Source organism: Leifsonia sp. Y878 (assembly GCF_057669685.1).
On record NZ_JBYHFS010000004.1, the window covers coordinates 134,517 to 153,646 of the forward strand.

Here is a 19,130-nt window from a genome sequence, read left to right on the forward strand (position 1 = left end):
GCAGCAACGCCCGGCGGCTTGGCCGCTGTTGGCTGGGTGCATTGCGCCCAGCCAACGGTCCGGTCGCCGGACGAGCCGGCTGTACAACGAGCTACTTCAGGTAGTCGACCAGTGAGTCGGCCAGACCGACGTACAGCGCAGGGGTGAGCGTGAGCAGTCGCGCCTTGGCCTCCTCGCCGATTTCGAGGGCTGACACGAACGCAATCAGGTCGTCCTGGCCGATGCGCTTGCCGCGGGTGAGCTCCTTGAGGAGCGCATAGGGGTCTTCGATGGACGAGCGTCCGGCGCTGACCTCCGCGCGAATGACGGTCTGGATCGCCTCGCCCAGGATCTCCCAGTTGGAGTCGAGGTCGGCAGCCAGCAGCGTGCGGTCGAGATCGATCTCGCCGAGGCCGCGCACGATGTTGTCGATCGCGAGCAGCGAGTGACCGAATCCGACACCGATGTTGCGCTGGGTGGTGGAGTCGGTGAGGTCGCGCTGCAGGCGGCTTGTCACCAGTGTTGCCGCGAGGGAGTCGAGGATCGCGCTTGAGAGCTCGAGGTTGGCTTCTGCATTCTCGAAGCGGATCGGGTTGATCTTGTGGGGCATCGTCGAAGAGCCCGTGGCACCGGCCTGCGGGATCTGACGGAAGTAGCCCATCGAGATGTAGGTCCAGATGTCGGTGGCAAGGTTGTGCAGGATGCGGTTGCCGTGTGACATCCGCGAGTACAGCTCTGCCTGCCAGTCGTGAGACTCGATCTGGGTGGTCAGCGGGTTCCAGGTGAGGCCGAGGCCTTCAACAAACTCGCGAGACACCGTCGGCCAGTCAACGGATGGATCGGCAGCGACATGCGCCGCGAACGTGCCGGTCGCGCCACTGAACTTGCCGAGGAATTCGCTGGCAGTCACCTGGGCGCGCACCCGCTCGAGGCGGTAGACGAAGACCGCGAGCTCTTTGCCCATGGTGGTCGGCGTTGCCGGCTGCCCGTGGGTGCGGGCGAGCATGGCATCCGCTCGGTAGTCGAGCGCCAAAACCCGAATTGCCTCGATGAGGGCCGTGAACTTCGGCAGCCAGACCTGGTGCACAGCTTCGCGCACGGTGAGGGCATACGAGAGGTTGTTGATGTCTTCGCTGGTTGCGGCGAAGTGCGTCAACTCGGCGATGTGGTCAAGCCCGAGAGCGGACAGGCGGCGACGAACGAGGTACTCGACAGCCTTCACGTCGTGACGGGTGGTGGCCTCGAGCGTGGCCAGCTCGTCGATCTCGGCCTGGCCGAAGTCGGTGACGAGGGCGCGCAGGGCGGCCTTCTGCTCAGCTTCGAGCGGCGTTGAACCGAACAGGCTGCGGTCGGTGAGGGTGATGAGCCACTCGACTTCGACCTGCACACGAGCACGATTGAGTCCTGCCTCTGACAGGTATTCGCCCAGTTCGGTGACGGCGGCGCGGTAGCGACCGTCTAGTGGGCTGAGGACCTGTGGGGGTAGTGGACTCATCGGACTCCCTGTCTGATTGCGGGTGCGAGCTGCTTGAACAGCGCGAGGTTTGCACCTTCAATCATGCCTAAAACCGCGTCAAACATTGCATCGTCGGAGTAGTACGGGTCAGGAACGTCGTGCAGGCTGGCCTGATTGGCGTCGAAACTCAGCAACAGACGCACCTTGTTGCGGTCATGTTCGGTGGGGGCCCAGTTGCGCAAGACCCGTTCCTGCGAGCGATCGAGCACGACAACGAGGTCAAGATCGGCGAACCAGGCCGGGTCAAACTGCCTGGCGCGGTGGTGGCTACCGTCGTAGCCCTTCTTGGCCAGCGCCGTGATGGTGCGCGCGTCGGCCTGCTCCCCCACGTGCCAGTCGCCGGTTCCGGCAGAACTCGTCGTGATGAGTCGACCAAGGCCCGACCGGGTGACGAGATCGCGAAGCATCACTTCGGCCATGGGTGACCGGCAAATATTGCCGGTGCACACGAAGATGATCCGAAATGGCGTCGACTCGTCTGGGCTGAGCGCCTCAAAACTCATTTCTCCATTGTGGGGCACATGAGCCTCCTCCACACCTGCTGATTTTCGCCGCGTCACACGCAATATCCGCACGGCGGAGGCGCAGTAGGGGCGTTGGACAGACTCGGATGCGGGAACGATGAGAAATCGGACGAGGAAGATAACCGGTGGATGGCGCAGAAAGCTTGTTTTTTGGCGATGAAGCGCAGGTTCGGGTCGAGCAACTCGCGGCGCTCCGCCGCCAACGGATGCGACTGGGAGCACTGTGCGATGAGGTGGACATGGCGCGACGGGTGTTCGGCTCTGCGGATGGCGCCGACGGCCTCCGCTCCTGGCGCTCCCCGGCCGCGCGGGGCTACGTGGCCAGGCGACGTGAACTGGCAGCCGAGCTCGACCGGTCAGCGATGCTGATGAATGACGCGCTGGCGGCGATCGAACGAGCAATTATCGAGCTGAAGGCTCTGCTGTGAACGACGACACCCTGGTGCTCTCCGGCGGCGGCAGCACGGCTGTGGCCACCGACGAGCTCTTCACCGAGTTGGCCGTGCTTGAGCTCCTCCGCGGTCACTGCGAGGTGTGGCGCTCCGAGCTCTCGCAGATTCGGGGCATGCCCGTGCCCGGCGCTGCCGTACCTGCCCCGGCCTGGACCAGGGATGACAGCGAGTTCGCCCTCTACGCCGCAGCCAGGGCGCTTGACGGGCTCGCAGAGCTGAGCGGGGCGCTGTCCACGGCCCTGAGGGATGCGGCGGAGGGCTACGGCGAGGCGGAACGCACCATCGCGCTGCTCACTCGACTGGCCGGGGCGGGTTTCGGCTATGTCTTCGGCGTGCTGTCTCCGGTGCTGGCGGTGCTCGCGCTCCCTGCGCTGACCTCCCTGCTTTCTGGCTGGTTTATTGGCACACTCATTGCCGGTCAATCAGGTCACAGCGGTCAAACCGGGCGCAACGGCGACGCAACGCAGCTCGCGGACGTGCTGACACACAATCCGCGCCTGCTCACCAACCCGGAGCTCGTCGCAGCTGTCAGGGTGCTGGTGTCGTCGATCGACGACGCTGCTGCCGGTTTTCTGCGGATACCGCAGCCGCTGCCCACGCTCCTCGGAGACGAGGGCATCGGGCTGCTTGGCGCATCGACGTCGGCTGCCGGGGTGCTCTTCGCTGCGAACCGCATGGGTGTCATGCGCGAGACCGCGGTGACCGCGGTTCCCGTGGGGCGCAGCCGGACCGTCGTCGCCCCCGTCGGCGTGCATGGCCTGGCTGAACGGATACCCCGGGCGTCGACCGACAGCCCGCAGGTGCGGATCGAACGCTATGGGCCGGTGGATCGGCCCGGCTGGGTCGTGTACATCGGCGGAACGGTGGACTGGAGCGCGGTGCCCTCCAGCGAGCCCTGGGACCTCACGTCCAACATCGCCGCTGTCGCCGACCACAACGCCGGCTCGTACCGCGCGGTGGTCGATGCCATGACGCAGGCTGGAATCGGCCCTGACGACCCTGTGGCACAGGTTGGTCACTCCCAGGGCGGGCTGATTGCAGCGCAAGTGGCGGCATCCGGCGATTTCAACACCGTCGCTGTCCTGACATTCGGGGCGCCGGCCGGCCAGGTGGCGGTTCCGGATGCCGTGCCGATGCTGGCCGTTGCCCACACCGACGACCTGGTGCCGGCGCTCGGCGGCACAGCCAGGGACGCAACCGCTGATTCGAATGCCCACCTGCTGGTGCGGCGGGAGGCGTACGCCGACAGCCAGGTACCCACCGACGTTTCACTGCCGGCGCATGGCATGGCCACCTACGTGGAGACGGCGCGCCTCATCGACGAGTCACGCGAACCGCGGCTCGTGGCCTTCTCCGCAGGAATAGCGGCGCTCGTGGGCGCTGGGACCGCGACCATCGGGCCCACGAGTACGGGGACCGCAAGTACGGGTGCCGCGAGCACGGGATCCGTCACGTCGTGGCGTGGAATCCGTGCCTCCGGTGACCGCTAGCGGCCCAGGAGATACCGGCCCAGGATACCGGCCCAGGAGATACCGGCCCAGGAGATACCTAGGAGACGGAACGCGAGACCGGGCGCACAATCAGGCCGAGGATCCAGCTGATGATGCCGAGCACGATGGCGCCGAGTACGCCCCACCAGAACCCGTCGACCTCAAGCCCGAAGCCGAACCAGCTGGAGATCCAGGCGGCGAGCAGCAGCAGCAACCCGTTCACGATGAAGGACAGCAGCCCGAGGGTCAGGACGTAGAGCGGGAACGCGAGCACCCGCACGAAGGTGCCGATGACGCTGTTCACGAAACCGAAGATGAGTGCGACCAGCAGGTAGGTGACAATCACCGCAAGCGTGTCGTCGGCGTACGGCACAATGCTCACCCCGGCGACGATGACGCTCGTCAGCCAGAGTGCAACCGCGTTCAGGATGAGTTTGATCAGGAAGCCCATACAGCCACACTATTCCACCTCGCAGCTTATGGGCCGGCCACGACAGTATCCGCTGGCCGAGATATCGGGTCGAGATATCGGCATCCGTACATACGGCTCTCAGAATATTGGGACTTGTAGACTCGCCGGGTGAGCCAACGTGACCCGATGACCGTCCGACTGCGCCCGGAAATCATGGCATTGCCTGCGTATAAGCAGGGCAAGCCTGCTGCCGCCGACGCCTTTAAGCTCTCCAGCAACGAGAATCCGTTCGAACCTCTTCCCTCCGTCGTAGCCGCGGCCTCTGCCATCACGTCGTTCAACCGCTACCCGGATGCCACGGCGCTGGCCGTGCGCGAACGCCTCGCCGACCGTTTTGGCCTCTCTGCAGACGAGGTGCACATCGGCTCAGGGTCTGTGGCAATCCTCGCCCAGCTCCTCCTGGCGGCGGCGGGAGTTGGCGACGAGGTCGTCTACTCGTGGCGTTCGTTCGAGGCCTACCCGAGCCTCGTTGCGGTCGCCGGCGCGACCAGCGTTCAGGTGCCGAACCGGCCAGATCACGGCCATGACCTGCCGGCCATGGCCGCAGCGATCACCGAGCATACCCGGGTCATCATCGTCTGCAGCCCGAACAACCCAACGGGCACCATCGTCACCGGTGCAGAATTCGAAGCGTTCATGGAACTCGTTCCGAGTGACCTGCTGGTCATTCTCGATGAGGCATATATCGAATTCGTGACGGAGGCCTCGGCTGTCCGCGGTCCGGCGCTGCTGTCGCGCTACCCCAACCTTGTCGTGCTGCGCACCTTCTCGAAGGCATACGGACTCGCGGGCCTCCGAATCGGCTACGCGCTCGGCGCGGAAAGCATCCTCGATGCCGCACGCTCGACGGCGATTCCTCTCTCGGTGACCGGCCAGGCCGCTGTCGCCGCAATCGCTTCCCTCGACGCGGAAGACGAACTGCTTGAGCGAGTGGCGATTCTCGCCGCGCGGCGCGAAGAGCTCTGGGAGGGCCTCACAGCCGCGGGCTGGAACATCCCATACCCACAGGGCAACTTCGTGTGGCTGCCGACCGGCGAGGCGACCAGCCAGATCGCCCAGCAACTCGGGGAGGCCGGCCTCGTCGTTCGCCCATTCGCGTCTGAGGGCATCCGAGTGTCCATCGGCGAAGAAGACGCTGTAGGAAAACTTCTACAGATCTGCACAGAGATTGTTGATGGCCTACCAACAGGCCACCCAGCACGGAAGCTAGGTTAGTACGGTGGCAGGCACCCCAAACATCGATCCCATGGTCCAACTCCTCTCTCACGAGGGAAAGCTGGTCACGTCAGAACGGTCGGCAGAATTCTTGCCATACCTCGAGCGACTCGGCGACGACGACTACCGTCGTATGTACCGTGACATGGCGGTCGTCCGTCGGTTCGACCTGGAAGCCGCAAACCTGCAGCGCCAGGGCCAGCTCGCCCTCTGGGTGCCAAGCCACGGCCAGGAGGCAGCCCAGGTCGGGTCAGCGTATGCGACCAAGCCCCAGGACCACGTGTTCCCCTCGTACCGTGAACACGTCGTCGGCATGATTCGCGGAATCGACGTCGTCGACATCCTGCGCATGCTGCGCGGCGTCACCCTGGGCGGCTGGAAGCCGGAAGAGCACGGCAACTTCCACCTGTACACCCTGGTGCTCGCCTCCCAGACGCTGCATTCCACCGGTTACGCCATGGGAATCCAGTTCGACGGCGCAACGGCCACCGGCAATCCAGAGACCGACCAGGCCGTCATCGTCTACTACGGCGACGGTGCATCCTCTGAGGGCGAGGCCAACGAGGCGCTCCTCTTCGCGGCCAGTTACCAGACCCCGCAGGTGTTCTTCCTGCAGAACAACCAGTGGGCGATCTCGGTTCCCGTCTCCCGACAGTCCCGCACGCCGCTGTATCTGCGCGCCGGCGGATTCGGCATGCCAGGCACCCAGATCGACGGCAACGACGTGCTCGCCAGCTTTGCCGTGACATCCAAGTCGATGGACGACGCCCGCTCCGGCCGTGGCCCGTCACTCATCGAGGCGATGACCTACCGCGTTGGCGCGCACACCACGGCCGACGACCCCACCAAGTACCGCGATCCAGCCGAGCTCGCGGCCTGGGTGGAGCGCGATCCGATCGTGCGATTCCGTCGCTACTTGGAGGGCCTTGGCGCCCCCACAAAATTTTTCGACTCCGTCGACGAAGAGGCCAGCGATTTCGCCGCGGATGTTCGTCGCCGCGCCCTGGAGATTGTCGCGCCAGAGAAATCGGTCATTTTCGACAATGTCTACGCGGAACCGCATCCGTTGATTGAAGAACAGAAAGCCTGGCTTGATCGCTACGAGGCTTCATTTGAAGGGGACCAGGCATGAGTGACGTTCAGGCGACGTCGGCGAACCTTCCCATGGCCAAGGCGCTGAACGCCGGGCTCAGGATGTCGCTGCAGAACGATTCGAAGGTCCTGCTCATGGGCGAGGACATCGGGCTGCTCGGTGGCGTGTTCCGGGTGACAGAAGGCCTGCTCGCCGAATTCGGCGACAAGCGCGTGCTCGACACCCCACTGGCAGAGGCCGGTATCATCGGCACCGCCATCGGAATGGCGCTTCGCGGCTACCGTCCGGTGTGCGAGATCCAGTTCGACGGATTCGTGTTCCCCGGCTTCAACCAGATCACCACCCAGCTTGCTCGCATGCGCAACCGCCACGAGGGCGGCGTCAGCATGCCAGTGGTCATTCGCATTCCGTACGGCGGACACATCGGATCGATCGAGCACCACCAGGAGAGCCCGGAGACGTACTTCGCGCACACGCCGGGTCTGCGCGTGGTCAGCCCGTCGAACCCGCACGATGCCTACTGGATGATGCAGGAAGCGATCGCCTCCGACGACCCCGTCATCTTCTTCGAGCCCAAGAGCCGCTACTGGCCGAAGGGTGAGGTCGACTTCACGGCCAGCGGAATTCCGCTCCACGCCAGCCGCGTGGTGCGCACCGGAACCGACATCACGGTCGTCGGTCACGGCGCCATGATCAGCGTGCTGCTCCAGGCCGCCGATATCGCGGCCGACGAGGGCATCAGCATTGAGGTCGTCGACCTGCGGTCGCTCTCCCCCGTCGACTACGGCCCGATTCTGGCATCCGTTCAGAAGACCGGTCGACTGGTCATCGCCCAGGAAGCGTCCGGATTCGTCAGCCTCGGCTCCGAAATCGCGGCAACGGTCACAGAGCGGGCGTTCTACTCGCTCGAAGCCCCCGTGCTTCGGGTGTCAGGGTTCGACACGCCGTTCCCCCCTGCTGCGGTGGAAACACACTTCCTGCCCAGCCCTGACCGCATCCTCGAAGCCGTGGATCGCGCTCTCTCCTACTAGCCACATTGGCCTGCTACTAGCCAAACCGGGTCAGTTTCGCCCAGCATGAACGCACCCCCTGCACGAACGCAGATCTGTAAGAAAGGCACATGATGAGCCTGTCAAAGTTCACCCTCCCGGATGTCGGCGAGGGCCTCACCGAAGCCGAAATCGTCTCGTGGAAGGTCGCCCCTGGCGACACCGTGACGATCAACCAGGTGCTGGTCGAAATCGAGACGGCCAAGTCGCTCGTCGAGCTGCCGTCGCCCTATGTCGGCGTTGTCGGCGAGATCCTGGTCGCCGAAGGCGAGACAGTGGATGTCGGCACCCTCATCATCACCATCGATTCGGGGACCGAAACGGGCGCCGGCGCGGCAGCCACTCCCCCGGCCGTGAATGCATCGGCAGCCCCGGCCGCTTCCCCGGCTGCTGACCTCCTCGAAGCGGCAGCGGACACCGCCGCCACGATCTCCAACGAGAAATCGGACTCGTCCGACGAGAAGCAGGGTGCGATGCTGGTCGGCCACGGCAGCTCGGCGACGATGGCGACTCGCCGGAAGCGCCACGAGCCGCAGGCGGTGGCCCACGAAACCATGTCCCCTCCCCCTGTGCACACCGAGCAGCCTGCCGCAGTTCCGCTTCCCGTGTTGCCGCCCAAGGCATCCGTTGGACCGGTAATCGCCAAGCCGCCAATCCGCAAGCTGGCCAAGGACCTCGGCGTCGACCTCTCTCTGGTGACGCCGACGGGGCCGATTGGCGACGTCACGCGTGACGATGTGCTGCGCGAGGCGAACCAGGCCAGCGTGTTCCGCAACATCCAGACCCCTGAGTGGCCGGAAAGCCGCGAGGAGCGCATCCCGGTCAAGGGCGTGCGCAAGGCTATCGCCCAGGCCATGGTGTCGAGTGCGTTCACGGCGCCGCACGTGAGCCTGTTCGTCGACGTCGACGCCACCAGGACCATGGAATTCGTCAAGCGACTGAAGACGTCGACCGACTTCGCCGGCGTGAAGGTGTCGCCGCTGCTGATCATGGCCAAGGCCATGATCTGGGCCGTGCGCCGCAACCCCACCGTGAACTCGAGCTTCACCGACGACGAGATCATCGTTCGCCACTACGTGAACCTCGGCATTGCCGCCGCCACCCCACGGGGATTGATTGTTCCGAACATCAAGGAAGCCCAGGACATGAGCCTGCTTGAGCTTGCCCAGTCGCTGGAGCAGCTCACGATCACGGCGCGCGACGGCAAGACCACGCCGGCGCAGATGTCGAACGGCACCATCACGATCACGAACATCGGTGTCTTCGGCATGGACACCGGCACGCCCATCTTGAACGCCGGTGAAGCCGGAATCGTGGCACTCGGCACGATCAAGCAGAAGCCGTGGGTCGTTGACGGCGAGGTGCGCGCCCGTTTCGTCACAACGATCGGTGCGAGCTTCGACCACCGCGTGGTCGACGGCGATGTGGCCAGCCGCTTCCTGGCCGATGTCGCCAGCATCATCGAAGAACCGGCACTGCTTCTCGAGTAACCGTCTTTGACAATCATTCTCAATAACCGTATTCTCGGAGAGTCCCGTTCCGCTCTTTGAAATAGGTATTCCACGGTGAAACGTCGTTTTCTGCTCCTCCCAACGCTTGTCATGGCATCCGTTCTGGCCTTGACAGGCTGCAGCGGCAGCGCCGATGACAGCGCAGAAACCGACGACGGCACCATCAGGGTGGTGGCGTCCACCAACGTCTACGGGGACATCGCGGCCCAGGTGGGCGGAGACCTGGTTTCTGTCACCTCGATCATCGACAGTCCTGACAAGGACCCGCACGAGTACGACGCGGATGCCCGCACCCAGCTGGCACTGTCGAAGGCCGACCTTGTCATCGAGAATGGCGGCGGTTACGACGACTTCGTCGACACCATGCTCTCGGCATCGGGCAACACCGATGCTGTCGTGTTGAACGCCGCAGAGATCTCCGGATACGACCAAGACCCGGCCGACGGCGAGTTCAACGAGCACCTTTGGTACGACTTCCCGACCGTCGCCGCGGTGGCAGAGGAGATCGCGGTCGCGCTCTCCGACCTCGATCCGGCCAACGCCGCAACGTTCGAGTCGAACGCACAGGCCTTCGTCGCCGAGATCGGTACCCTGCAGGCGCAGGAAGCCCAGATCAAGTCCGACCACGGCGGCACAGGGGTCGCCATCACCGAACCGCTGCCGCTCTACCTGCTCGAAGCCAGTGGGCTCGTCAATAAGATTCCCGATGAATTCAGTGAGGCCGTCGAGCAGGGAACCGACGTGCCGGCCACCGTACTGGCCATGGTCACCGACCTCCTGGGCAATGGCTCAATCGGTGCGCTCGTCTACAACGCGCAGACGTCTGGCTCGCAAACGGATGCCGTCATCGAGGCCGCAGACGACAACGACGTTCCCGTGGTCGCGTTCACCGAGATCCTGCCGGCGGGCACCGACTACATCAGCTGGATGCAGGCGAACCTCGATGCGCTCGCTGGGGCGCTTGCAGGAGCGCCGTCCCCAGCCCCCGCGGGGAAGTAACCTGCCAAGGATGACTTCTTCCGTCCCCTCCCCCGCCGCGGCTGGTCGATCCCGCTTCGGGACGCCCTCAGGGTCGGTGCTGCGCATGCGCGATGCCGAACTGAAATTCGGCGATCGCACGCTCTGGAGCGGCCTCGACCTCGACGTGCACGCCGGCGAGTTCATTGCCGTTCTTGGGGCGAACGGGTCTGGCAAGACCAGCATGCTCAAGGTCATCCTGGGGCAGAACCAGTTGAGCTCTGGCGAGATCTCGTTCCTCGGCCACCCCATCACCAGGGGCAGCCGCCAGATCGGCTATATCCCGCAGCAGAAGCTGGCCGACGACGGCACTCCCCTGCGTGCCCGCGACCTCGTCGCGCTCGGGCTGAACGGCCACGTCTGGGGTCCGCCGTGGCCATCGAAGGCGCGCGATCGCAAGGTCGACGAACTGCTGGAAGCAGTCGGGGCGACCGACTACGCGAAGGTGCCGATCTCCACCCTCTCTGGTGGAGAACAACAGCGGCTCAGGGTCGGCCAGGCGCTGGCCGGAGACCCTCGCCTGCTGCTCTGCGACGAGCCGCTCATCTCACTCGACCTGAACCACCAGGCAGGCGTCAGCGAGCTCATCGACCGCCACCGCCGCGAACGCAATCTTGGCGTCATGTTCGTCACGCACGACATCAACCCCATCCTGGGCATGGTCGACCGTGTGCTCTACCTGGCCGGCGGGTCATTCCGGATCGGCACCCCAGACGACGTACTGCGCTCCGACGTGCTGAGTGACCTCTACGGCTCGCCGGTCGACGTGATCCGCACCCGCGGTCGCGTGATCGTGGTTGGCGCTCCAGACAGTCCACACGGCCTGCCAGACACCGATGGTGCCGCGCACCACGACGACACCGCAGCCACCAGGCCAGAGGAACGACTTCCGTGATCCCCTTCGACGCCTCGGACGACCTCTGGTCGCAGATCTTCAACTTCGCCGACTACGGCGAACTGCTCGCCCTGCTGCAGAACTCCATCATCGCCGGAGCGGTGCTTGGCGTCGTAGGCGGCCTGATCGGCGTGTTCGTGATGTCGCGCGACATGGCATTCGCGGTGCACGGCATCAGCGAACTGTCGTTCGCCGGGGCATCCGCTGGACTGCTGTTCGGCATCGGCGTCGTCGAAGGATCTCTCATCGGCTCGATGATCGCGGCGCTGTTGATCGGCATACTGGGGGCGAAATCACGCGACCGCAACTCGATCATCGCGGTGCTGATGCCGTTCGGGCTGGGGCTCGGCATCCTGTGCCTTGCGCTGTATCCAGGACGAACCGCCAACAAGTTCGGCCTGCTGACCGGCCAAATCGTAGCCGTTGACAACCCGAGGCTCGAGTCGCTCATCGTGATCTCGATCATCGTTGTCGTCGGACTGTTGATCGTCTGGCGCCCGCTCACGTTCGCCAGCGTCGATCCAGCCGTGGCCGCGGCCAAGGGCATCCCGGTGCGGGGCCTCTCGATCTTCTTCATGCTGCTGCTCGGCCTCGCCGTCGCCGTCTCAGTACAGATCGTCGGTTCGCTCCTCGTGCTCTCGATTCTCGTGACCCCGGCGGCCGCAGCGCTCCGGCTCACCTCCTCCCCCGTCATCGCGCCGCTGCTCAGCATGCTGTTCGCCGTCGTCTCGCTGGTCGGGGGCATCATGCTCGCACTTGGCGGGTCGATTCCGATCAGCCCGTACGTCACGACAATTTCGTTCGCGATCTACGTGGTCTGCCGGCTGATCGCGGCATCGAAGGCGCGCAGGGGCTTGTCTGGCCGGGTGCTCAGCCCGGCATAGGGCGCGGAGGATTACGGTTATACGTAACGCCACTGCCGGCAGCGTCGCTGCCGGTTACGCCGCCAAATGGGGCGTATGCAATTTATGGAATAGGTAACGACATGGCAGTGAAACGGAACACCTGGCAACGGGATGCCGTTCGGGAAGCGCTCGATTCCACGAGTGGATTCGTCAGCGCCCAAGCCCTGCACGCCACCCTGCACGCGACGGGGTCGCCCATCGGCCTTGCGACGGTCTACCGTGCCCTGTCCGACCTCGCCGCCCAGGGCGAAGCCGACTCCCTGCAGTCTCCAGACGGCGAAAGCCTCTACCGCGCCTGCAGTTCTGACAGCCACCACCACCACCTGATCTGCCGCAACTGCGGTCTCACGGTCGAAATTGAAGCGGATGCCGTCGAAGAGTGGGCGCGCAGCGTTGCCGCCGAGCACGGCTTCACCCAGGCCGCCCACGTCGTCGACGTCTTCGGGCTCTGCGCTACGTGTTCGGCTCGAATGGCGACCGCAACAGGGATGACCCAAGTCGAGTAAACCTCGCTATTCTCGATGCACGGGGTTTATGAGCCCCGTGAATTCGGGGAGCGTGAGAGATGGAAAACTCAGCTGCACAGCCGAAATCGGCCGGCAAACCGGCCAGGAAGGCCAAAGGCCGCTCCGCCAGGCGACTTGATCCCAGTCGCCTTCCTGCCCTCTACACGATCGTTGTCGGCGTCGCGCTGGTCATCATGGATGCCACCATCGCGAACGTGGCCACCCCGGTGGTGCTGCGCGATCTCTCGATGACCTCCGCGCAGGTGGAGTGGATGACGGCGATCTATTCGCTCGTCTTCGCAGGCCTCCTGCTCACCGTCGGCCGCATCGGCGACCTCTATGGGCGCCGCAAGATCTTCATCGTCGGCATGGTTGTCTTCTTCATCGGATCGGTGCTCGCGGGTGCGTCAGTGAGTGGAAACATGCTGATCACCGCCCGATTGATCGAAGGCATCGGCGCAGCGATGGTGATGCCGACGGCCCTGTCGACGTTGAACGTGATGTTCGTCGGCCGCGACCGCTCCATTGCCTTCGCCACCTACGGGGCCGTGATCGGCGGCATGGCGGCCGTCGGGCCGCTCGTGGGCGGCTGGCTCGCCACCGATGTGACCTGGCGCTGGGCGTTCTGGTTGAACATCCCGTTCGCCATCCTCGTGATCATCGGCGCGTTCCGCTTCTTGCCGGAGAACTCAGAGGAGGGAGCGCACGGGCTTGACTACGTCGGCGCCATCCTGTCTGCCATCGGTATGGGCGCACTCGTGTTCGGGCTGATTCAAGGCCAGTTCTACGGCTGGTGGGTGCAGAAAGACGGCGCGGTTTCCCCGGTTCCCTTCGCATTCCTCATCGGAATCGTCGCCCTGATCGGCTTCGTCATCGTCGAACGCTCCCGCAGGAAGGCGGGCAAGACGGTGCTGCTCGACCTCGCTCTCTTCCGCATCAAGACGTTCCGCTTCGGTGCCATCACGGCCCTCATCATTGCGCTCGGCGAGTACGGGCTCTTGTTCGTGCTCCCCCTGTTGCTGCAGAACGCTCTCGGGTTCACCGCCCTCGGCACTGGATGGCTGATCTTCGCCCTCGCCATCGGCACCTTCCTGATTTCGGCGTTCGTGCCGAACATCGCCCATCACCTCAGCGCCCGCACCATCGTGCGCATCGGTGTCGCGATCGAGGCGGTGGCGCTGTTTGGGCTCGGGCTCAGCCTCTCTGCGGACATCTCCGGCTGGGGTATCGCCGCCTGGCTCTTCCTGTACGGCATCGGCACCGGAATGACGAGCTCGCAACTGACCAACATCGTGCTGAGTGAGATTCCCGCATCGGAATCTGGCCAGGCATCCGGTGCCCAGTCGACGGCGCGGCAGATCGGTTCGGCATTCGGCATTGCGATTATGGGAGCGATCCTGCTCGCGGTCCTCGGCTCGTCGACCAGGCAGTCCCTTGAAGACCAGAACCTGAGCGCGGCAGAGGTGACCGAGATCACCGACTCTGTGACGGCATCCGATGGATCAGTCATTCCCGACCTGAAGCTCAACCCTCGCACGACAGATCAGGGCACGGCGGCAGCGGATGCCCTCGTCGACGCCTCCAAGATCGTTGCGTTCGCCGCGTCTGGCGCGCTCATTGTCGGACTGCTCGCCACTCTCGCCATCCCCCGGCCCCGGAAGCTCGACGATATTCAACAGGAAACGCTGCCGGAGACGACGGCAGCCGCATCGGAGTAGCGCCGGCAGCCCACAACTTGCGCGACACGCCCGGATTGCGTAATGTTGATCCCTGCTGTGCATATCTGTGCGCGCATTGCGGGCTCGCAAACCAATCCCTTTTCAAAGCTGTGCTTTGTGAAGTGAGTGGCTTCGTGTTCGCCGACAAGAGATCTTGGGAAGGGCATTCGCCCTTCGGTAATTGGAGGAAGACCATGGCAGCAACTTGCCAGGTGACCGGAGCCATTCCCGGCTTTGGGCACAACATCTCACACTCGCACCGACGCACCAAGCGTCGCTTCGACCCGAACATCCAGAAGAAGACGTACTTTGTGCCGTCGCTTCGCCGCAGCGTCACGCTGCAGCTTTCAGCTAAGGGAATCAAGGTCATTGACGCCCGTGGCATCGAGTCGGTCGTCAAGGACCTGCTCGCACGTGGGGAGAAAATCTAATGGCTAAGGCTCAGGACGTACGTCCGATCATCAAGCTTCGTTCGACGGCCGGCACGGGTTACACCTATGTCACCAAGAAGAACCGTCGCAACAACCCCGACCGTCTCGTGCTGAAGAAGTACGATCCCGTAGTGCGCAAGCACGTTGACTTCCGCGAGGAGCGCTAAACATGGCGAAGAAGAGCATGATTGCCAAGAACGAGCAGCGCAAGGTGATCGTAGAGCGTTACGCCGCTAAGCGCCTTGAGCTGAAGAAGGCTCTCGTTGACCCGGCCGGAACCGACGAGTCCCGCGAAGCTGCACGCCTCGGCCTGCAGAAGCTTCCCCGCAACGCTTCGCCGGTGCGCGTGCGCAACCGCGACGCTGTTGACGGCCGTCCCCGTGGACACCTCAGCAAGTTCGGTATCTCACGTGTTCGCTTCCGCGACATGGCACACAAGGGTGAACTGCCCGGTATCACCAAGTCCAGCTGGTAATTCTTAGCTGAAACTTGCCTCTAGGGGATGTCGACTTTCGAGTCGACATCCCCTTTTGCTTTCCCCCTGTTTTCTCGCGGTTTTGCCCATAGAGTTCCGCGCAGAGCGAAAACGGCGCGACTCGCCGGGCTAAAAGCGTCTTAAGTCGCGTAAATACGCGGAACTTCATGGATTTCTGCTAGATTCAACGCGGTCGAACCGACCAACAGTGCGGTTCTTTGAGTCGCACTGGAACACTGAAATTGCTGTTTTTACAGACCAAGGTCCGAGGAGGACACTCAATGGCTGACAAGTCGCTGAACAAGACCGAGCTCGTTGCCGCCGTTGCCGCGGCGTCCGGTCAGAGCCAGGCTTCCGTCGATGGCGTTCTGAACGCTTTCTTCGCGACCCTCGCCGACACCGTTGCAAACGACGGCAAGGTCACCATCCCGGGCTGGCTCGGCGTCGAGCGCACCGCAACCGCTGCTCGCACGGGCCGCAACCCGCAGACCGGCGAAGAGATCAAGATCGCTGCCGGCCACCGCGTCAAGCTGACCGCTGGTAGCAAGCTCAAGGCTGCCGCTAAGTAGTCTTTCTGCTTAGAAGAGGGCGTCGACTTCGGTCGGCGCCCTTTCTTCATGCCCGTACGCAATCACGGCCCGCGAAAGCGCAGGGCGGTTCGGAGCAGTCACCACGGCAGTTAAGCTTGGGTAGTGTCCCGTTCAGTACGCATCATCGGCCCCAGCATCCTGCTGCTCGTCGCGGTTCTTGCGACGATCATCGGCCTTGCGTACGGCGGGGGAGCAGCTCCGCAGCTCCTGTCAGATCCAGGGCCCATGGTGCGATGGGGCCTCCCCATCGCCAAACTGTTCGTCAACCTCGGTGCAGCGGGCACGATCGGCGCCCTGGCCCTCACCTGCTTCGCGCTGAGTCCACGTGAGCGGGAGTTCAATGCCGCGCTCGACTTTGCTGCCGCATCCGCCGCGTTCTTCACCGTGGCATCGGCTGCCACCGGCTTCATCACGTTCCTGCAGGTCACGAACGTGCCGCTCAGCTTCGACGACCGGTTCAGCGCAACCCTCGGACAGTTCATCACCGACATCGCCCTCGGGCAGGCGTGGCTGATCACCACCCTCATCGCAGCCGCCGTCACCGTGCTGTGCTTCGCCGTACGCAACCAGACGGCCCTGGTGTTCGTCACTGTGCTGGCTGTCGGCGCTCTGGTGCCCATGGCCCAGCAGGGCCACTCCGCCGGCGCAGCAGGCCACGACGCGGCCATCACGTCCCTCGGCCTGCACCTGGCCTTCGCCGCCGTATGGCTGGGCGGCCTCCTCACCATCGTCGTGGTGCGCAACCAGCTTGCAGCCGGTCGCATCACCGTCATCATCGGACGCTATTCGACGCTGGCCCTCGTCTGTTTCGTCGTGGTGGCGGCATCCGGTTATGTGAGTGCAGAGCTGCGTATCGGCACGCTCGACAGGCTGCTGACGCCATACGGCATCCTCGTGCTGGTCAAGGTGGTCGCACTCATCGTGCTCGGCGCCTTCGGAGTCATGCAGCGCCGCTTCTTCATTGACCGGATGCAGAAGAGCGCGAACCCGGCAGGGCGGTGGTTCTGGTGGCTGGTCACGGCCGAACTCGCCTTCATGGGACTGGCATCCGGGGTCGCTGCCGCCCTGGCGCGAACGGCAACGCCTGTCGCCCAGACCGTGGCAACAGAGGTGCCGACCTCTACCCCTGCGCAGCTGCTCACGGGGGAGCTCCTGCCGCCAGAACTCACGTTCTCCCAGTACTTCACCACCTGGAACTTCGACGTCGCCTGGATCCTGTTCTGCGGCTTCGGCATCTTCTTCTACATCGCCGGCGTGTTGCGTCTGCGCCGTCGCGGCGACAAGTGGCCGATCTACCGCACGGTGCTTTGGGTTCTCGGCATGCTCACGCTGTTCTACATCACCAACGGTGGCGTGAGCGTGTATGAGAAGTACCTGTTCTCGACGCACATGCTCATGCACATGGTGCTCACCATGCTGGTTCCGGTGCTGCTGGTGCCAGGCGCTCCGGTGACGCTCATCGCGCGTGCCGTGCGGATGCGCAAGGACGGCAGCAGGGGAGTGCGCGAGTGGGTGCTGCTCGCCGTGCACTCGAAGCCGGCCGGATTCCTGGCCAACCCCATTGTTGCGGCCCTGCTCTTCGCCGGATCGCTCTGGATCTTCTACTATTCCTCGCTGTTCAGCTGGTCGACGACCGACCACATCGGTCACCAGTGGATGATCATCCACTTCCTGATCACCGGGTACCTGTTCGTGCAGTCCCTCATTGGCATCGACCCTGTGCCGTATCGCCTGCCGTATCCGTTCCGCTTGCTGCTGCTGCTCGGCACGATGGCGTTCCACGCGTTCTTCGGCCTGGCGATCATGACGGGCACCGGGCTCTTCCTCGCGGACTGGTACGGGGCCATGGGACGCACGTGGGGCGTGAGCCCACTGGTCGACCAGCAGAACGGGGGAGGGGTCGCCTGGAGCATTGGCGAGCTGCCGACCATCGCGCTGGCGATCACCGTGGCCATCCAGTGGAGTCGAAGCGACGAGAAGGAAACCCGCCGTCGCGATCGCAATGCCGAACGCACCGGCGAAGCCGAACTCGCCGAGTACAACGCGCGCCTCGCCAAGCTGGCGGCGCACGACAAGTAGCGCTCACGACAAGTAGCGCTCGAGTTGGCGGATGTCGCGAATACCGGAAACTCTGCCGCAGAGAGCGCGATCCGTCCTGTATTCGGTGACAGTTGCTCGATTCATCCTGTATTCGCTACAGGTTTCGCCGCTGCGCGACCTCGTGAGTACTGAAACTGGCGGCTAGTGCAACTGGATGGCCAGTGAGCCATCCGCATTGATGGTCACGCTCAGGCTCACCTGGAAGTCGACGTCTTCGTCCCTGGTGCTGATGTCGCCGTCGAACAGCGACTGAACTGTGACAGAGACGTGGGCGACGCCCGGCGTGGACGGCATGTCGAACGTCGTCTCTCCGGCGGTCAGCGCGACGGGCGGGTAATCGACGATGCTCCACGTTGGGAGGTCGGTGACGCGGTCGTTGATCTCAATGCCGAACGGACAGTTCGAGGGCTGCAGCACCTCTTGGGTGGCGCACTCGTCCAGGTACTTGTCTAGCTCAGCCTGAACCTGCGTGATCATGTTCGCGTTCGGTTGTGCGTCGAGGATGACATCGACAGGTCCGGCCTGCGTGACCCTGGTGACGACCTGTTCAGACCCGAGCAGCGTCGAGGCGTGGTCGAGCGTGTACGTGGCTGGTGCGAACGCGAGGTATGCCGCCTGGTTGGAGAACGTGGCCGGCGCATCCGCTTCGTCACGGGCGCGAGTGTCGAGGGTCAGGTCGTTCACAGTGAATGTCGAGGCGTGCAACACGGTGACCTGCAAGACGGCGAGCGGGCTGCTCGTGAATCGCCAGTTGTTGAAGACACCGGCGAAGGTGCCTGCGCTCTCGACCGAGAATGTCATGGTCGATTTTTGCCCGGCAACGCTGAAGGAGTACACGACGGTGTGCGCCCCGGGAGAACTCTCGGTGTCGCTGACGAGGGCGACGTCGTCGAGGGCGCCGAGAACTGACGAGCGCAGCAGGGTCTCGGGGAGATCCTGGGGGAGTCCAGCCGCCTCGAGTTCGGCGTTCGTGGGAACAACACCGTCGAGGGCGAGCGCGCCGACGGTGTCTTTTCGCGACAGCGCATCGAGGTACTGGCGCACGAATCCGCCTGCGCTGTAGAGGTCGCGGTTGAGGGCTCCGATGGCCGACACCAGCGCCACAAGAAGCAGCAGCGAAACGAGGCAAATGGCCAGAATCGTGCGCACACGAACGCGCGCCTTGCGATTGCCCCCAGTGTTCACCGCCCCA

Annotated in this window: 20 protein-coding genes; 16 read left to right on the plus strand and 4 right to left on the minus strand. The window is 64.2% G+C overall.

The annotated features are described in order from the left end of the window. Window positions 1-91 precede the first annotated feature (91 nt). The gene (gene purB / locus AC25Y4_RS13945; RefSeq protein ID WP_488121025.1) at window positions 92-1,474 is read right to left on the minus strand and encodes an adenylosuccinate lyase; all 1,383 of its coding nucleotides are present in this window, start codon (window positions 1,472-1,474) and stop codon (window positions 92-94) included. Next, entirely contained in the window at window positions 1,471-1,998 is a 528-nt protein-coding gene (locus tag AC25Y4_RS13950; protein ID WP_488121026.1) for a low molecular weight protein-tyrosine-phosphatase, read from the minus strand. The genes purB and AC25Y4_RS13950 overlap by 4 nt, the downstream gene beginning before the upstream one ends. A gap of 146 nt (window positions 1,999-2,144) precedes the next feature. Here AC25Y4_RS13950 and AC25Y4_RS13955 point away from each other — a divergent pair, with 146 nt between their 5' ends. Both AC25Y4_RS13955 and AC25Y4_RS13960 read left to right on the plus strand, forming a co-directional pair. Continuing rightward, on the plus strand, window positions 2,145-2,447 hold the full coding sequence (locus AC25Y4_RS13955; RefSeq protein ID WP_488121027.1) for a hypothetical protein: 303 nt from the start codon (window positions 2,145-2,147) through the stop codon (window positions 2,445-2,447). Beyond that, window positions 2,444-3,961, plus strand: coding sequence for a hypothetical protein (locus AC25Y4_RS13960; RefSeq protein WP_488121028.1), 1,518 nt, complete (start codon window positions 2,444-2,446; stop codon window positions 3,959-3,961). Before AC25Y4_RS13955 ends, AC25Y4_RS13960 begins: the two co-directional genes overlap by 4 nt. Window positions 3,962-4,019: 58 nt before the next feature. On the opposite strand, the gene AC25Y4_RS13965 is transcribed toward AC25Y4_RS13960, so the two are convergent. Beyond that, complete coding sequence (locus AC25Y4_RS13965; protein WP_488121029.1) at window positions 4,020-4,412, minus strand: phage holin family protein; 393 nt, start codon at window positions 4,410-4,412, stop codon at window positions 4,020-4,022. A 147-nt stretch (window positions 4,413-4,559) separates the two neighbouring features. Between AC25Y4_RS13965 and AC25Y4_RS13970 the strand changes: the two genes are divergently transcribed. From AC25Y4_RS13970 to AC25Y4_RS14035, 14 genes are all read left to right on the plus strand, one after another. Then, window positions 4,560-5,648: a histidinol-phosphate transaminase gene (locus AC25Y4_RS13970; protein WP_488121257.1), complete on the plus strand. Its 1,089-nt coding sequence runs from the start codon at window positions 4,560-4,562 to the stop codon at window positions 5,646-5,648. Between the two features lie 31 nt (window positions 5,649-5,679). Further along, a complete protein-coding gene (locus AC25Y4_RS13975) occupies window positions 5,680-6,780 on the plus strand; it encodes a thiamine pyrophosphate-dependent dehydrogenase E1 component subunit alpha (RefSeq protein WP_488121258.1) in 1,101 nt (366 codons plus the stop codon). Then, entirely contained in the window at window positions 6,777-7,772 is a 996-nt protein-coding gene (locus tag AC25Y4_RS13980; protein ID WP_488121030.1) for an alpha-ketoacid dehydrogenase subunit beta, read from the plus strand. Before AC25Y4_RS13975 ends, AC25Y4_RS13980 begins: the two co-directional genes overlap by 4 nt. Window positions 7,773-7,864: 92 nt before the next feature. Further along, complete coding sequence (locus AC25Y4_RS13985; protein WP_488121259.1) at window positions 7,865-9,280, plus strand: dihydrolipoamide acetyltransferase family protein; 1,416 nt, start codon at window positions 7,865-7,867, stop codon at window positions 9,278-9,280. A gap of 75 nt (window positions 9,281-9,355) precedes the next feature. Next, a complete protein-coding gene (locus AC25Y4_RS13990) occupies window positions 9,356-10,300 on the plus strand; it encodes a metal ABC transporter substrate-binding protein (RefSeq protein WP_488121031.1) in 945 nt (314 codons plus the stop codon). A gap of 85 nt (window positions 10,301-10,385) precedes the next feature. Then, window positions 10,386-11,213 carry a metal ABC transporter ATP-binding protein gene (locus AC25Y4_RS13995; RefSeq protein ID WP_488121260.1) on the plus strand — a complete coding sequence of 276 codons (828 nt, stop codon included), beginning with the start codon at window positions 10,386-10,388 and terminating at the stop codon, window positions 11,211-11,213. Further along, window positions 11,210-12,097, plus strand: coding sequence for a metal ABC transporter permease (locus AC25Y4_RS14000; RefSeq protein WP_488121032.1), 888 nt, complete (start codon window positions 11,210-11,212; stop codon window positions 12,095-12,097). Before AC25Y4_RS13995 ends, AC25Y4_RS14000 begins: the two co-directional genes overlap by 4 nt. Window positions 12,098-12,198: 101 nt before the next feature. Further along, window positions 12,199-12,624: a Fur family transcriptional regulator gene (locus tag AC25Y4_RS14005; RefSeq protein ID WP_488121033.1), complete on the plus strand. Its 426-nt coding sequence runs from the start codon at window positions 12,199-12,201 to the stop codon at window positions 12,622-12,624. Between the two features lie 59 nt (window positions 12,625-12,683). Next, the gene (locus tag AC25Y4_RS14010) at window positions 12,684-14,342 is read left to right on the plus strand and encodes a DHA2 family efflux MFS transporter permease subunit (protein ID WP_488121034.1); all 1,659 of its coding nucleotides are present in this window, start codon (window positions 12,684-12,686) and stop codon (window positions 14,340-14,342) included. A gap of 194 nt (window positions 14,343-14,536) precedes the next feature. After that, window positions 14,537-14,773, plus strand: a complete 237-nt coding sequence (rpmB, locus tag AC25Y4_RS14015) for a 50S ribosomal protein L28 (RefSeq protein WP_414804621.1) — start codon at window positions 14,537-14,539, stop codon at window positions 14,771-14,773. Beyond that, a complete protein-coding gene (gene rpmG / locus AC25Y4_RS14020) occupies window positions 14,773-14,940 on the plus strand; it encodes a 50S ribosomal protein L33 (protein ID WP_066598602.1) in 168 nt (55 codons plus the stop codon). The genes rpmB and rpmG overlap by 1 nt, the downstream gene beginning before the upstream one ends. 2 nt (window positions 14,941-14,942) lie before the next feature. Beyond that, entirely contained in the window at window positions 14,943-15,248 is a 306-nt protein-coding gene (gene rpsN / locus AC25Y4_RS14025; RefSeq protein WP_488121035.1) for a 30S ribosomal protein S14, read from the plus strand. Window positions 15,249-15,529: 281 nt separating this feature from the next. Next, window positions 15,530-15,817 carry an HU family DNA-binding protein gene (locus tag AC25Y4_RS14030; RefSeq protein ID WP_414804623.1) on the plus strand — a complete coding sequence of 96 codons (288 nt, stop codon included), beginning with the start codon at window positions 15,530-15,532 and terminating at the stop codon, window positions 15,815-15,817. A gap of 123 nt (window positions 15,818-15,940) precedes the next feature. Beyond that, window positions 15,941-17,917 (plus strand): bifunctional copper resistance protein CopD/cytochrome c oxidase assembly protein, encoded by a 1,977-nt coding sequence (locus AC25Y4_RS14035; protein ID WP_488121036.1) that lies wholly within the window; start codon window positions 15,941-15,943, stop codon window positions 17,915-17,917. Between the two features lie 162 nt (window positions 17,918-18,079). On the opposite strand, the gene AC25Y4_RS14040 is transcribed toward AC25Y4_RS14035, so the two are convergent. Further along, window positions 18,080-19,123, minus strand: a complete 1,044-nt coding sequence (locus AC25Y4_RS14040; protein ID WP_488121037.1) for a hypothetical protein — start codon at window positions 19,121-19,123, stop codon at window positions 18,080-18,082. Between the last annotated feature and the right edge of the window lie 7 nt (window positions 19,124-19,130).

Coding starts and splice junctions, on each gene's coding strand:
- rpmG (WP_066598602.1), top strand. CDS start 14,773: ATGGCTAAGGCTCAGGACGTACGTCCGATCATCAAGCTTCGTTCGACG.
- AC25Y4_RS14005 (WP_488121033.1), top strand. CDS start 12,199: ATGGCAGTGAAACGGAACACCTGGCAACGGGATGCCGTTCGGGAAGCG.
- AC25Y4_RS14010 (WP_488121034.1), top strand. CDS start 12,684: ATGGAAAACTCAGCTGCACAGCCGAAATCGGCCGGCAAACCGGCCAGG.
- AC25Y4_RS13995 (WP_488121260.1), top strand. CDS start 10,386: ATGCGCGATGCCGAACTGAAATTCGGCGATCGCACGCTCTGGAGCGGC.
- AC25Y4_RS13985 (WP_488121259.1), top strand. CDS start 7,865: ATGAGCCTGTCAAAGTTCACCCTCCCGGATGTCGGCGAGGGCCTCACC.
- rpsN (WP_488121035.1), top strand. CDS start 14,943: ATGGCGAAGAAGAGCATGATTGCCAAGAACGAGCAGCGCAAGGTGATC.
- AC25Y4_RS13965 (WP_488121029.1), bottom strand. CDS start 4,412: ATGGGCTTCCTGATCAAACTCATCCTGAACGCGGTTGCACTCTGGCTG.
- rpmB (WP_414804621.1), top strand. CDS start 14,537: ATGGCAGCAACTTGCCAGGTGACCGGAGCCATTCCCGGCTTTGGGCAC.
- AC25Y4_RS13950 (WP_488121026.1), bottom strand. CDS start 1,998: ATGAGTTTTGAGGCGCTCAGCCCAGACGAGTCGACGCCATTTCGGATC.
- AC25Y4_RS13970 (WP_488121257.1), top strand. CDS start 4,560: ATGACCGTCCGACTGCGCCCGGAAATCATGGCATTGCCTGCGTATAAG.
- AC25Y4_RS13975 (WP_488121258.1), top strand. CDS start 5,680: ATGGTCCAACTCCTCTCTCACGAGGGAAAGCTGGTCACGTCAGAACGG.
- purB (WP_488121025.1), bottom strand. CDS start 1,474: ATGAGTCCACTACCCCCACAGGTCCTCAGCCCACTAGACGGTCGCTAC.
- AC25Y4_RS14030 (WP_414804623.1), top strand. CDS start 15,530: ATGGCTGACAAGTCGCTGAACAAGACCGAGCTCGTTGCCGCCGTTGCC.
- AC25Y4_RS13980 (WP_488121030.1), top strand. CDS start 6,777: ATGAGTGACGTTCAGGCGACGTCGGCGAACCTTCCCATGGCCAAGGCG.